The sequence below is a fragment of the Pseudomonas sp. CK-NBRI-02 genome (genome assembly GCF_008124495.1).
GTDB classification, from domain to species: domain Bacteria; phylum Pseudomonadota; class Gammaproteobacteria; order Pseudomonadales; family Pseudomonadaceae; genus Aquipseudomonas; species Aquipseudomonas guariconensis.
In genome coordinates, this window is the sequence record NZ_VSJH01000027.1 from 82,121 (window position 1) to 94,426 (window position 12,306).

The 12,306-nt window shown below is 63.4% G+C and carries 13 protein-coding genes; 6 read left to right on the plus strand and 7 right to left on the minus strand.

The genetic code is table 11. The features are described 5' to 3' along the window. Positions 1–34: 34 nt before the first annotated feature. Positions 35–364: a DOPA 4,5-dioxygenase family protein gene (locus DQ397_RS17100; protein WP_043207625.1), complete on the minus strand. Its 330-nt coding sequence runs from the start codon at positions 362–364 to the stop codon at positions 35–37. A gap of 54 nt (positions 365–418) precedes the next feature. On the opposite strand from DQ397_RS17100, the gene DQ397_RS17105 reads away from it, so the two are divergent. Then, complete coding sequence (locus tag DQ397_RS17105; protein ID WP_043207621.1) at positions 419–1,036, plus strand: NAD(P)-dependent oxidoreductase; 618 nt, start codon at positions 419–421, stop codon at positions 1,034–1,036. A gap of 45 nt (positions 1,037–1,081) precedes the next feature. Here DQ397_RS17105 and DQ397_RS17110 read toward each other — a convergent pair whose 3' ends face one another. Beyond that, the gene (locus tag DQ397_RS17110) at positions 1,082–1,981 is read right to left on the minus strand and encodes a LysR family transcriptional regulator (RefSeq protein WP_043207617.1); all 900 of its coding nucleotides are present in this window, start codon (positions 1,979–1,981) and stop codon (positions 1,082–1,084) included. Between the two features lie 108 nt (positions 1,982–2,089). Between DQ397_RS17110 and betC the strand changes: the two genes are divergently transcribed. The 3 genes from betC (at position 2,090) to DQ397_RS17125 (ending at position 6,201) form a co-directional block, all read left to right on the plus strand. After that, complete coding sequence (gene betC / locus DQ397_RS17115; protein ID WP_043207615.1) at positions 2,090–3,607, plus strand: choline-sulfatase; 1,518 nt, start codon at positions 2,090–2,092, stop codon at positions 3,605–3,607. 14 nt (positions 3,608–3,621) lie between these two features. Further along, the gene (choX, locus tag DQ397_RS17120; protein WP_090344101.1) at positions 3,622–4,548 is read left to right on the plus strand and encodes a choline ABC transporter substrate-binding protein; all 927 of its coding nucleotides are present in this window, start codon (positions 3,622–3,624) and stop codon (positions 4,546–4,548) included. Positions 4,549–4,635: 87 nt separating this feature from the next. After that, positions 4,636–6,201 carry a SulP family inorganic anion transporter gene (locus tag DQ397_RS17125; RefSeq protein WP_043207613.1) on the plus strand — a complete coding sequence of 522 codons (1,566 nt, stop codon included), beginning with the start codon at positions 4,636–4,638 and terminating at the stop codon, positions 6,199–6,201. A gap of 27 nt (positions 6,202–6,228) precedes the next feature. Here DQ397_RS17125 and aroE read toward each other — a convergent pair whose 3' ends face one another. After that, on the minus strand, positions 6,229–7,053 hold the full coding sequence (gene aroE / locus DQ397_RS17130) for a shikimate dehydrogenase (protein ID WP_043207610.1): 825 nt from the start codon (positions 7,051–7,053) through the stop codon (positions 6,229–6,231). A gap of 24 nt (positions 7,054–7,077) precedes the next feature. Next, entirely contained in the window at positions 7,078–7,989 is a 912-nt protein-coding gene (gene hemF, locus DQ397_RS17135; RefSeq protein ID WP_043207607.1) for an oxygen-dependent coproporphyrinogen oxidase, read from the minus strand. 132 nt (positions 7,990–8,121) lie between these two features. On the opposite strand from hemF, the gene DQ397_RS17140 reads away from it, so the two are divergent. Next, positions 8,122–9,099 (plus strand): NADPH:quinone reductase, encoded by a 978-nt coding sequence (locus DQ397_RS17140; protein WP_043207605.1) that lies wholly within the window; start codon positions 8,122–8,124, stop codon positions 9,097–9,099. 80 nt (positions 9,100–9,179) lie between these two features. Here DQ397_RS17140 and DQ397_RS17145 read toward each other — a convergent pair whose 3' ends face one another. From DQ397_RS17145 to dprA, 3 genes are all read right to left on the minus strand, one after another. Further along, a complete protein-coding gene (locus DQ397_RS17145; protein ID WP_043207602.1) occupies positions 9,180–9,488 on the minus strand; it encodes a hypothetical protein in 309 nt (102 codons plus the stop codon). A 356-nt stretch (positions 9,489–9,844) separates the two neighbouring features. Continuing rightward, complete coding sequence (locus DQ397_RS17150) at positions 9,845–10,402, minus strand: L-threonylcarbamoyladenylate synthase (protein WP_043207599.1); 558 nt, start codon at positions 10,400–10,402, stop codon at positions 9,845–9,847. A gap of 37 nt (positions 10,403–10,439) precedes the next feature. Further along, positions 10,440–11,537: a DNA-processing protein DprA gene (gene dprA / locus DQ397_RS17155; RefSeq protein WP_372240774.1), complete on the minus strand. Its 1,098-nt coding sequence runs from the start codon at positions 11,535–11,537 to the stop codon at positions 10,440–10,442. A 208-nt stretch (positions 11,538–11,745) separates the two neighbouring features. Between dprA and def the strand changes: the two genes are divergently transcribed. Further along, complete coding sequence (gene def, locus DQ397_RS17160) at positions 11,746–12,252, plus strand: peptide deformylase (protein WP_016394290.1); 507 nt, start codon at positions 11,746–11,748, stop codon at positions 12,250–12,252. Positions 12,253–12,306 lie beyond the last annotated feature (54 nt).

The window sequence follows — 12,306 nt, forward strand, 5'->3', positions numbered from 1 at the left end:
GCGATAGCCTGCGATGGGCCGCAAAGCGGCCCTTTCATTCGAATATCGACAAGTCCAGTGGCCGCACGGCCCCCATCCAGATCGCATGATCCCGGTGATCCGCCAGCTCATCCCCCGTCAGCGGATGCAGGAACACCACCAACCCCTTGCGATACAGCGCCAACCACGGCAACACCACGCCCACCACTTCCGGCCCGAAGGCCAGCTGGCAGCTCCAGTCCGGATGCGGCCCGACCGGCTTCTGGTGCATGCGCCCCATAGTCACGGGAAACAGCCGCGCCGCTTCCTCGCACAGCGCCCGGGCCTGCTCCATCGTCGCTGCGTCGTAATACACGTGGGCGTGATAACCCTTGATCCTTTGCACGATTACTCCCAAATGAGGTCAAAGGATCACTGGCCAGCGAAGGGGAGCGATCCTGTGAAAAATGCCGAGACTCCAGTGTTCAAACTGGTTCTGTTCGGTGCCGAAAGCAGCCTGGGCAGTGCATTGATCGTCGAGCTGCTGTCGCGCCAGCACGAGGTCACCGCGGTGGTCGATGACCTTAACCGTCACGCACCGCGTCCTGGGCTGCACTTCAAGCGAGGCGCGCTAGGTGACAAGCACCAGGCCGAACAGAGCGTGGCCGGAGGCTCGGCGGTGATCGCCTTGCTTTCAGCGCTGGCGCCAGACGATCTGCCTGCGCAACGGCAAATGGCCGAAGCCCTGGTGGCAGGCCTTTCGCGTACGACTATACGCCGGCTGTTGCTGGTGGGCGATTTCGATGTGCTGGACAAGCCGGCCGGGCACAGCGAAGCGCAACGGACGTGCGCAGACCAGATTGTCGATCAACTGCAACGCAGCGCGCTGCGCTGGACGCTGATCAACGCCCCTGAAGAGATGCCAGGCCTGGGCATCGAGCATTTCCGCAACCTCGATGGAACCCTGGAGCCCGGACTGGCCGGGCCTTTGCAGCGATTGGCGCGGATTGCGGCAGGGATGGTCGATGCCCTCGAGTTGAATCTGCATCAGGGCGAGCACGTGAACTTCGTGCTCTAGAACGCGGGGCTGCCTGCGCTGGGCCGCAAAGCAGCGCCCGTGGCATCACAGCCCTCGCTCCTGCTCCAGCCAATCCACGAACCGCTGGATCAACGCCCCACGCCGCTTGCGCGGCGGCAATACCACGTAATACCCGCGCGTCGAGCGCAAACTGCCTTCGAGCGGCCGGCACAATAGCCCTTGGTCCACCAGCCCATCCACCAAATGTCGCCAACCGATCGCCACACCTTGGCCGGCAATCGCCGCCTGGATCAACAGCGTGTAATTGTCGAAACGCATCTGCCCAGGCGGGGGTGGACTGTGTAGACCGAACCCTCGAAAGACCCCCGTCCAATCGAACCAGCGACTGGCCTGTTCACCGCGCAGATGAAGCAGGGGTAATCGTTGCAAAGCCTCGGCTGACGAGGGTTTGCCACGCATCAGGTTGGGGCTGCAGACAGGGAATACCTCTTCGTCGAACAGCCAGCGGCTCTCGCCCTGGTGAAAACGGCCATCGCCAAACAGCACCGCCACGTCGATGTCCGGACGCAGCATGGCCTGACTACGCTCACCGGTCACCAGGCTGACGTCCACCTGTGGATAAGCCTCATGGAAGCGCGGCAACCGTGGCATCAGCCAAAAGGCCGCAAAGGCGAAGTCGGTGGCCACCTGCAACACTTCGCGCTGGCCGCGCCCACTGGCCTGGGCGATGCCGTCGTCCATCGCCAGCAACGCTTGGTGAATCTGCTCGAACAGCGCCTGGCCGGTCTCGGTCAACTCAATTCCCCGGTAGATCCGGTCGAACAGGCGCGTGCCCAACTGGGCCTCCAGGCGCTTGACCTGCTGGCTCACCGCCGGCTGCGTAGTGCCCAACTCCAATGCCGCAGCGGTAAAGCCTCGCAACCGGGCGGCAGCCTCGAAGACCCGCAAGGTATCCAGAGAAACGTCAGCGAGGTGCTCAAACATAAGCGTAGCTAATCCCACTCATTGCCCGGCATGGGCTTTACCCATGTTATCCACAGTCGCATCCTCGATCGCAAGCAGTTCCCATAACCTCCAACGATGGAAGGCCCCATGAAGCGACCCAACATCCTGTTCATCATGGCCGACCAGATGGCCGCGCCCTTGCTGCCCATCTACAGCTCATCCCCCATCAAGATGCCGCACTTGAGCCGCCTGGCCGAACAGGCGGTGGTGTTCGAAGCTGCGTACTGCAACAGCCCGCTGTGCGCACCCTCGCGTTTCACCCTGGTCAGCGGGCAACTGCCCAGCCGCATTGGTGCCTACGACAACGCTGCGGATTTCCCAGCCGACGTGCCCACTTATGCTCATTACCTGCGTCGCCTGGGCTATCGCACCGCGCTCTCTGGCAAGATGCATTTCTGTGGGCCAGACCAACTGCACGGCTACGAAGAACGACTGACCAGCGACATCTACCCGGCCGACTACGGTTGGGCCGTGAACTGGGACGCACCCGACCTGCGCCCGAGCTGGTACCACAACATGTCCTCGGTACTGCAGGCCGGGCCCTGCGTGCGCACCAACCAACTGGATTTCGATGAAGAGGTGGTGTTCAAGGCCCGCCAGTATCTCTACGACCATGTTCGCGAGGGCGACGGCCGGCCGTTCTGCCTGACCGTCTCCATGACGCACCCCCATGACCCCTACACGATTCCCAAGCACTACTGGGATCTGTACGACGGTGTGGATATCCCCATGCCGCTTGCAACCATTGCCCAAGACGAGCAGGACCCGCACTCCCAACGCCTGCTCAAGGTCTATGACCTGTGGGACAAACCCCTGCCGCCGCACAAGGTCCGCGATGCCCGCCGCGCCTATTTCGGCGCCTGCAGCTATATCGACGACAACATCGGCAAGCTCCTGCAGACCCTGGAGGAATGCGACCTGGCCGAGGACACCCTGATCGTGTTTTCCGGTGACCACGGCGACATGCTTGGCGAGCGCGGGCTCTGGTACAAGATGCACTGGTTCGAGATGTCGGCCCGGGTGCCACTTCTGGTGCACGCGCCCAAACGCTTCGCCCCGGCGCGGATCAGCGCCAACGTCTCCACCTGTGACCTGTTACCAACCCTGGTGGAGCTGGCTGGTGGCGCAGTCGAACCAGCCCTGCACCTGGATGGCCGCTCCCTGGTCGGGCACCTGCAAGGGCAGGGTGGGCATGACGAGGTGATCGGCGAATACATGGCCGAGGGCACCGTCGGCCCGCTGATGATGATCCGCCGAGGCCCATACAAGTTCGTGTACAGCGAGGACGACCCGTGTCTACTCTATGACCTGAGCCGCGACCCGCACGAGCGGGAGAACCTCACCGGCAGCCCGGATCATCAGGCGCTGCTGCAGGCATTTGTCGATCAAGCCCGCCAACGCTGGGACATTCCCGTCCTGCGCCAGCAAGTGCTGGCCAGCCAGCGCCGTCGTCGTCTGGTGGCAGAGGCGCTTTCCATCGGCAAGCTCAAAAGCTGGGACCACCAACCCTGGGTGGACGCCAGCCAACAGTACATGCGCAACCACATCGATCTCGACGACCTCGAGCGCAAGGCACGTTATCCACAGCCCGCACCCCTGGATTGAGCAGAGAGACCGCCATGAAGAAGTTCTCCACCGCCCTGATCGCCCTGGCCCTGGGCCTGACCGCCATCCCGGCCCACGCCGACAGCGATAGCCAATGCACCACCGTCAAAATGGCCGACCCCGGCTGGAGCGACATCGCCTCCACCAATGCCGTGGCCCGCCTGCTCCTGGAGAGCCTCGGCTACCAGGTGAAGATCGACAACCTGGCCGTACCGATCATCTTCGGCGGCCTCAAGGACGGCCAGGTGGATGCCTTCCTAGGCAACTGGATGCCCGCGCAGCAGGGCTTTCACGACAAGTTCGTCGCCAACGGCGACGTGCAGCGTCTGGCGCGCAACCTTGAAGGTACGCAATTCACCCTCGCGGTGCCGGATTACGTCTGGGAGGCCGGCGTGAAAGACTTCGCTGACCTGCAAAAACATGCCGACGCGTTCGGCAACAAGCTCTACGGCATCGGCTCCGGGGCACCGGCCAACCTGTCGCTCAAAGAAATCATCGGCAAGAACGCCTTCGGCCTGGGGCAGTGGAAGCTCGTCGAATCCAGCGAACAGGCGATGCTGGCTCAGGTCCAGCGTGCGGTGCAGAAAAAACAGTTCATCACCTTCCTCGGCTGGACACCGCACCCGATGAACGTGAAGCTCAAGATGCATTATTTGACCGGCGGCGAGCAGTGGTTCGGCGATAAGGGGGAGGTGTACACCCTGGTGCGCAAGGGTTATCCACAGGCCTGCCCAAATGCAGCGAAACTGCTGGGCAACCTGCGCTTCAGTCTGGAGATGGAAAACAGCATCATGGCCGAGGTTGTGGACAAGAAGGTGAGTTTCGATGAAGCGGCCAAGGCCTGGGTGAAGGCGCATCCAGAATCGTTGAACACTTGGCTGGCCGGGGTGACCACCAAAGAAGGTGGGGATGCCCAAGAGGCTGTAAAAGCTAGACTTTGATCCGCTGAGCGACACATAACCCCTGTGGACACGGGTATACCCGCGCCCACAGGGCTGGTGAAAAATCTCCAGGAATCTGTACTCCCCATGCCCCACCTGAGCCACCTGCTGCCCTTCCTCACTTGGCTCCCCCGTCAATCGGGCCGCAGCCTGCGCCAGGACCTGCTGGTGGGCCTCAGCGGCGCGATCCTCGCGCTGCCGCAATCGATCGCCTACGCCCTGATCGCCGGCCTGCCCGCCGAATATGGCCTGTACGCCGCCATCGTGCCGGTGCTGGTGGCCTGCCTGTGGGGCTCGTCCTGGCACCTGATCTGCGGCCCGACCGCAGCCATCTCCATCGTGCTTTACGCCAGCATCAGCCCGCTTGCCGTGGCTGGTAGCGACGATTACATCACCTTGGTGCTGCTGCTGACCTTCCTAGGCGGCGTGTTCCAGCTATTGCTGGGGATGCTGCGTTTCGGCGCGCTGGTCAATTTCGTCTCCCACTCCGTGGTGCTCGGGTTCACCTTGGGCGCTGCGGTGGTGATCGCCCTCGGTCAGTTGCCCAACCTCATGGGCATGGACCTGCCCAGCCAGGCCACGGCGCTGCGCACATTGCAGGACTTGCTCAACCATGCCGGCGAGGTCGACCTGCCGTCGCTGGCCCTGGGCCTGGCGACCCTGCTGATCGGTGTAGTGCTCAAGCTCTGGCGCCCACGCTGGCCCAGCCTGTTGATCAGCCTGGTGGTGGTCAGCGTCATTGCCTGGCTGCTGCCGAGCGTCTTTGGTCACGTGCCCAGGGTGCCTGCCTTCGTTGGCCAGTTGCCTCCCTTGAGCCCGTTGCCGCTGCTGGATTTGGAACTGATCCTGCGCCTGCTGCCCAGCGCCGTGGCGGTGGGCATGCTCGGGCTGGTGACCAGCCTGTCGATTGCCCGGTCGTTGTCGGCGCGCTCCGAGCAACTGATCGACGCCAATCAGGAGATCCGTGCCCAGGGCCTGTCGAACATGGTCGGCGCGCTGTTTTCCGGTTATCTGTCATCGGGCTCGTTCACCCGCTCAGGCTTGAGCTACGACGCAGGCGCCCGTTCGCCATTGGCCGGGGTGTTCTCGGCATTGTGGGTGGCCCTGTTCGCCGTCACCGGCGCCGGGCTGATCGCACACCTGCCGATTCCAGCCATGGCCGGCAGCATTCTGCTGATCTGTTGGGGGTTGGTGGATCACCGGGCCATCCGCTCGCTGTTTCGGGTCAGCCGCTCGGAGTTTCTCGTCATGGCGTTGACTGCCGCCGCCACTTTGCTGCTGGAATTGCAGACCGCGATCTATGCGGGCGTGCTGGCATCGCTGTTCTTCTATCTCAAGCGCACCTCACGGCCACGGGTGCAACAGAGCCGGGAAGGGGGGGTCGATGTGCTGCGAGTGGGCGGGTCGATTTTCTTCGGCGCCGCTCATTATCTGCAGGTGCGCCTGCAACGCTGCCAAGGGCCGCAGGTCGTGATCGACGCTCGGCAGATCAATTTCATCGACTACTCAGGGGTGGACATGCTGCACCGCGAAGCGCGGCGACTGAAGCGTAATGGCGGGAGCCTCACCTTGCATCGTGCCAGGCCGCAGGTGATCGAAGAATTGCAAAAGCTTGAAGGCGCCGCGCTGTGCCCGATCCGCTTCGAAGAGTGATGAGGGCCGCTGTGCGGCCCAACTCTGTCAGCCTCGCGCCAACTGCCGCCGGAGCTCATCCAGCACAGGTGCCGTATCCGGTCGCACCCCACGCCAGGTGAAGAACGCCTCGGCCGCCTGCTCGGCCAGCATCCCCAGCCCATCGAGCACCTTGGCCGCGCCCAACCGGGTGGCCCACTGGCAGAACGGCGTCGGCTCCTTACCATACATCATGTCGTAGCAGACCGTGCACCCCGGCTCGACCAAGCTGTCGGCAATCGGCGGCAACTCACCCGCCAGGCTCGCCGAGGTGGCATTGATGATCAGGTCCACCGGCTCCTGCAACCAGGCAAAACCACTGGCCACCACCGGCCCCAGGTCATCGAACTCCCGGGCCAGTTGCTCGGCTTTTTCCACCGTGCGGTTGGCGATCACCAGCGACTGCGGGTGATGCGCCAGAATTGGCTGCAACACGCCGCGCACCGCACCACCGGCACCAAGAATCAGGATGCGCTTGCCGGCAAGCTCCACGCCGGCATTGACCGTCAGGTCCCGCACCAGGCCGGCACCATCGGTGTTGTCGCCCTGCAGCGTGCCGTCGGCCAGTTTGCTCAAGGTGTTCACGGCACCTGCACGCTGGGCCCGTGGCGTGAGGCTGTCGCACAGGCGGAAGGCTTCTTCCTTGAACGGCACGGTGACGTTGGCCCCCGCGCCTTGCTTGAAGAAGCCGCGGGCGCAATCGCTGAAATCATCCAGCGGGGCCAGCAGGGTGCTGTATTCCAAGTCCTGGCCGGTCTGGTCGGCGAACAGGCGGTGGATCAACGGCGACTTGCTGTGGCCGATGGGGTTACCGAAAACGACGTATTGGTCCATGGGAACTCCTCGTTATCCACAGGCTTACTGATTGAGCCAGTCACGGTCCTGCAGGAAGTACTCGGTCAGGCGCGCTTCCTCGCTGCCCGGCTCGGGTTTCCAGTCATAGCCCCAGCGGACCTGCGGCGGCAGCGACATGAGAATCGACTCGGTGCGACCGCCCGATTGCAGGCCGAACAAGGTGCCGCGGTCGTAGACCAGGTTGAACTCCACATAGCGCCCACGGCGGAACTCTTGGAACTCGCGCTGTGCGGGGGTGTACGGCGTGGCCTTGCGGCGCTGGACGATCGGCAGGTAGGCCTCGATGTAGGCATCGCCGATGGCGCGCAGGAAGGCGAAGCAGGTGTCGAAGTCCCACTCGTTCAGGTCATCGAAGAACAGCCCGCCAATGCCCCGTGGCTCGCCCCGGTGCTTGAGGTGGAAGTACCGGTCGCACCAGGCCTTGTAGCGCGGGTACACATCGGCGCCGAACGGCGCGCAGGCCTGCTCGGCGACCCGGTGCCAGTGGATGCAGTCTTCTTCGTTGCCGTAGTAAGGCGTCAGGTCGAAACCACCGCCGAACCACCACACCGGCTCCTCGCCTTCCTTCTCGGCGATGAAGAACCGAACGTTGGCGTGGGAGGTAGGCACATGTGGGTTGTGCGGGTGGATCACCAGCGACACGCCCAACGCCTCGAAGCCACGGCCCGCCAGTTCCGGGCGATGCGCACTGGCCGATGGCGGCAGGCCGGCACCGAACACGTGGGAGAAGTTAACACCACCCTTTTCGATCACCTTGCCTTCACCGATCACCCGCGTGCGGCCACCGCCCCCGGCTTCGCGCACCCAGGCATCCTCGACGAAGCGGGCGCCGCCGTCTTCGTTTTCGAGGGCAGAGCAGATGCGGTCTTGCAGGTCGAGCAGGTAGGCTTTCACGGCCTCGGTGCGGCTGGTCATCGGGTCACCTGGAAGGAGCGGAAAAATGTGCCGGCTAGCATACCATCGGCGCAAGCTACGCCGCAGTTGACGGCGATCAAGCAAAGGCGTCCGATAGAAGGCCTTCCCGATTCCCAGACAACGGAGTGTGAGATGGCCAAGCGTATCCAGTTCAACCAGCACGGCGGCCCGGAAGTCCTGCAGCTGGTCGAGTTCGAACCCGCTCCTCCGGGCCCGCAACAAGTCCGCGTGCGCAACCACGCGATCGGGCTGAACTTCATCGACACCTATTTTCGCAGCGGCCTGTACGCGCCGCCCGCGCTGCCCTCAGGCCTGGGCACCGAAGCTGCCGGCGTGATCGACGCGGTCGGCGAAGGCGTCAGCCGGCTGAAAGTGGGCGATCGCGTGGCTTATGCCGGCGGACCGCTGGGCGCCTATAGCGAGGTGCACACCCTGCCAGAGGCCAACGTGGTCATGTTGCCGGAGGCCATCAGCTTCGAACAGGCCGCCGCAGTGATGCTCAAGGGCCTGACCACCCAATACCTGCTCAAGCAGACCTACGCCGTGCAACCGGGCGATTTCATCCTGTTCCATGCTGCTGCCGGTGGCGTGGGCTCATTGGCCTGCCAGTGGGCGAAAGCCCTGGGTGCCAAGCTGATCGGCACGGTCAGTTCCGCCGAAAAAGCCGAGCGCGCCAAGGCTCTGGGCGCCTGGGCGACCATCGATTACAGCCATGAGGACGTGGCCAAGCGCGTGCTGGAGCTGACCGACGGCCAGAAGTGCGCGGTGGTCTATGACGGTGTGGGCGCCGACACCTGGCTCACTTCGCTGGACTGCCTGCGTCCACGCGGCTTGATGGTGAGCTTCGGCAACGCGTCGGGCGCAGTGACCGGGGTGAACCTTGGGATCCTCTCGCAGAAAGGCTCCCTGTACGTGACCCGCCCGACCTTGGGTAGCTACGCCAACAATGCCGAGAATACCCAGGCCATGGCCGACGATTTGTTCGGCATGATCAGCAGCGGCAAGTTGGCTGTGGATATCCAGCAGCGGTATCCGCTGAGCGAAGCGGCCAAGGCCCAGACGGAGCTGTCGGCACGCAGAACCGTTGGCTCGACTGTGCTGCTGCCCTGATCCGAGGCCGTTACGCGGTGGGTTGATTCAGAACGCCACCGGTGGGGAGCGGTTTTACCCGCTCCCACAGCGCCCACCGCTTAGCCGGCGGTCCTGATGGTTGCCGGCGCCGACTCGATGCCATCGAGCATCGCCTCCACCAAGCCCTCTGCCATTTCAATCGCGTGCAGGTTCGACCAGTACATGCCGCGGCCTGACTCGTGCAGGTGTTCGAGTGCCTGCAGGCCAGTCTCGTAGGCGCAGCGCAGGTAAAGCGCTACGTGGACGAGGGCGTCGTGGGCAGAGATGTCACGGTTTGTGGAGAAGAGGGGAGGATGACCGGCGTCGCAGCGGCCGAAAGGGCGAGATGTGGTGTTGGGTAGAGGTGGATCAGGGACAAGCTTTTTCATGGGAACCTACCTGTTGGCGCCAGCACTCAATCCGTTACCACACGAATTAGGTGGCAGCTGTACGCAGGGTGGTAAACCGGCGGTTCCCAATCCGGCAGGCTCGAAAGCCTCCCGCGCACAGCCGCCATGGACTGCCACGGAGAACCTAGACTGCCGGGTTACCACACCCGATCACCAAGTTATTTGGCGACGGTCTGGAGCCTAGAGGCATGGGTTCCCTGCCGGAAGGTGACGGCAGCTGACGGATAGGTAGGGTATTTCCCTAAATTCCAGCTGGACAGCCGGGCGGAGGAAATCAGAAAAGTCCTGCAATACCTAAGGGCCGCGTGGCGATCCATCGCCGGGCCCTCCCTGGGTCAGCCGGCCCGAACGACCTCGCCTGTCACCAGGTCGCGAATCACGCTCGGATTCTTTCGCCCACCCAGCGCTCCGCCGAGCACCAGGTCCAATTGGCCATGGAAATACTGCTCCACCCGCAACCGGCTCTTGGCCGCCGGGCGCCCGCCTGGGTTGCACGAGGTGGAAATCAGCGGCCCGACCAGCGCGCACAGCTCGCGCACCAAGGGGTGATCGCTGACCCGCAGGGCTACGGTGTCGTGCATCCCGGTCACCCATTCAGGCAACAGGTCCTGGTGCGGTACCAGCCAGGTGTTCGGCCCAGGCCAAGTACTGCCCATGCGGTCGATCCAGTCCTGTGGAAAATCCTCGAACAGGAAATCGAACTGTCGAATGTTGTCAGCGACCAGAATCAGCCCTTTATCCACAGGCCGCGACTTGAGCGCCAGCAGGCGATACACCGCGTCCTCGTTCCATGGGTCGCAGCCCAAGCCCCAGACCGCTTCTGTCGGATAGGCGATGACCGCACCTGCCCGAATCTCACGTGCGGCTTGTTGCACACGCCAACTGCTCACCATTTTGTCTCTCCGCATTTAAGCCTGATGCGCAGTGTACTTAGCTGTTTCGGGCAAACCAACGCCCAGCTTCGTTGCTCACCCGCCCACCCAGCTCCAGTTCCGTGAGGCTGGCCAGCACCTGGGCCAGGGGCTGCCCGCTGCTGTGGGCCAGGGCTTCGCTGGTCTGGGGCGCGGCATGCAGCAGGGCGAGCAATGGGTGGTCCGAGTTTTCCACAGGTGCAGGGGGCAGGTTTTGCCAGCCTTTGAGGCTGTCGAGGATCTGCTCAACGCTTTCAACCAGCAACGCACCGTCGCGGATCAGCTGATGGCAGCCCTTGGAGCCGGGGTGGTGGATCGAACCGGGAATGGCGTACACCTCCCGGCCTTGCTCGGCCGCCAGTCGCGCGGTGATCAGCGAACCACTGGCCAGACTCGCCTCGACCACTAGCACTCCTAGCGACAGACCGCTGATGATCCGGTTGCGTCGGGGAAAATTCGCGGCATGCGGATTGGCATCCAAGGGAAACTCCGACACCAGCGCACTGCCACCTTCGATCATGTCCCGGGCCAGCTCGCGATGGCGCTGTGGATAAAGTTTTTGCAGTCCCGTGCCGAGCACGCCGATGGTGTGCCCACCGGCCTGCAATGCCGCCCGATGAGCGGCACCATCGACCCCCAGAGCCAACCCGCTGGTGATGGTGAAACCGGCCTGGGCAAGACACCGGGAAAATGCCTTGGCGGTGTCCAGCGCAGGCGGCGTTGCGCGGCGACTGCCGACGACGGCCAGCTGCGGCCGCTCGAGCAATGTAGGGTCGCCGGCCACGAAGAGCAGCGGCGGGGCTGTGTCCGTCTCAGCAAGCAGCGCGGGATACGAAGGGGCGTCCCACATCAGCAAATGCTGGCCCGGACGCTCTAGCCAGGCCATTGCGGCGGCAGCGCCGTCACGAACTTCGGCGCTGCGACGGGCCTCGGCACAGGCCGCCGGCAAGCCCAGCGCACGCCAAGCGCTGGCGGGAGCTGTGAGGGCCGAAGCGGCATCGCCGAAGGCATCGATCAGGGCGTGGAAACGTCGCGGGCCCACCTCGGGCAGCTGATGCAAACGCAGACGCGCCTCGAGTTCGGCAGGTGGACAGGCGGGCACAACAGGCATGTTCATGGCGGATCATCCTTGATCGGCAAGGGGTCATCCACGTGGCACAACCTGTGGATAACTTTGTTGATAATACTTTGACAAGCTGTCCATGGAATGGACCTGATGCAGTCCTTTCACACCCTAGCCGAGCTTTGCCAGGTGCCGAATGCCCCGATTCCCTTTATTATGTGTGCTCAGTTTTCAACCGAACGCACAGTGACTGCCTGACCTTATGGCCATCTTGAACATTCTCGAATTCCCGGACCCGCGCCTGCGCACCATCGCCAAACCGGTGACGGAGTTCGACGACGCCCTGCGTCAGCTGATCGACGACATGTTTGAAACCATGTACGAAGCCCCTGGCATCGGCTTGGCCGCCACCCAGGTCAACGTGCACAAGCAGGTCGTGGTCATGGACCTCAGCGAAGACCGCAGCGAGCCGCGCGTCTTCATCAACCCCAGCGTCGAAGAGTTGACCCACGACATGGGCCAGTACCAGGAAGGCTGCCTGTCGGTGCCGGGCTTCTACGAGAACGTCGACCGTCCCCTGCGTGTACGGGTCAAGGCCCAGGACCGCGACGGCAAGCCGTTCGAGCTGGAATGCGAAGGCCTGCTGGCAGTGTGCGTGCAACACGAGTTCGATCACCTCAACGGCAAGCTGTTCGTCGACTACCTGTCACAGCTCAAACGCGACCGGATCAAGAAGAAGCTGGAAAAGCAGCACCGCCAGCAAGCCTGATCCCCACCTTTCAGAAGGCTTGCTTCGGCAAGCCTTTTTCTTTTTCAAAGCGAG

Coding starts and splice junctions, on each gene's coding strand:
- dprA (WP_372240774.1), bottom strand. CDS start 11,537: ATGAACATGCCTGTTGTGCCCGCCTGTCCACCTGCCGAACTCGAGGCG.
- DQ397_RS17140 (WP_043207605.1), top strand. CDS start 8,122: ATGGCCAAGCGTATCCAGTTCAACCAGCACGGCGGCCCGGAAGTCCTG.
- DQ397_RS17150 (WP_043207599.1), bottom strand. CDS start 10,402: ATGGTGAGCAGTTGGCGTGTGCAACAAGCCGCACGTGAGATTCGGGCA.
- DQ397_RS17145 (WP_043207602.1), bottom strand. CDS start 9,488: ATGAAAAAGCTTGTCCCTGATCCACCTCTACCCAACACCACATCTCGC.
- DQ397_RS17110 (WP_043207617.1), bottom strand. CDS start 1,981: ATGTTTGAGCACCTCGCTGACGTTTCTCTGGATACCTTGCGGGTCTTC.
- def (WP_016394290.1), top strand. CDS start 11,746: ATGGCCATCTTGAACATTCTCGAATTCCCGGACCCGCGCCTGCGCACC.
- aroE (WP_043207610.1), bottom strand. CDS start 7,053: ATGGACCAATACGTCGTTTTCGGTAACCCCATCGGCCACAGCAAGTCG.
- hemF (WP_043207607.1), bottom strand. CDS start 7,989: ATGACCAGCCGCACCGAGGCCGTGAAAGCCTACCTGCTCGACCTGCAA.
- DQ397_RS17125 (WP_043207613.1), top strand. CDS start 4,636: ATGCCCCACCTGAGCCACCTGCTGCCCTTCCTCACTTGGCTCCCCCGT.
- betC (WP_043207615.1), top strand. CDS start 2,090: ATGAAGCGACCCAACATCCTGTTCATCATGGCCGACCAGATGGCCGCG.
- choX (WP_090344101.1), top strand. CDS start 3,622: ATGAAGAAGTTCTCCACCGCCCTGATCGCCCTGGCCCTGGGCCTGACC.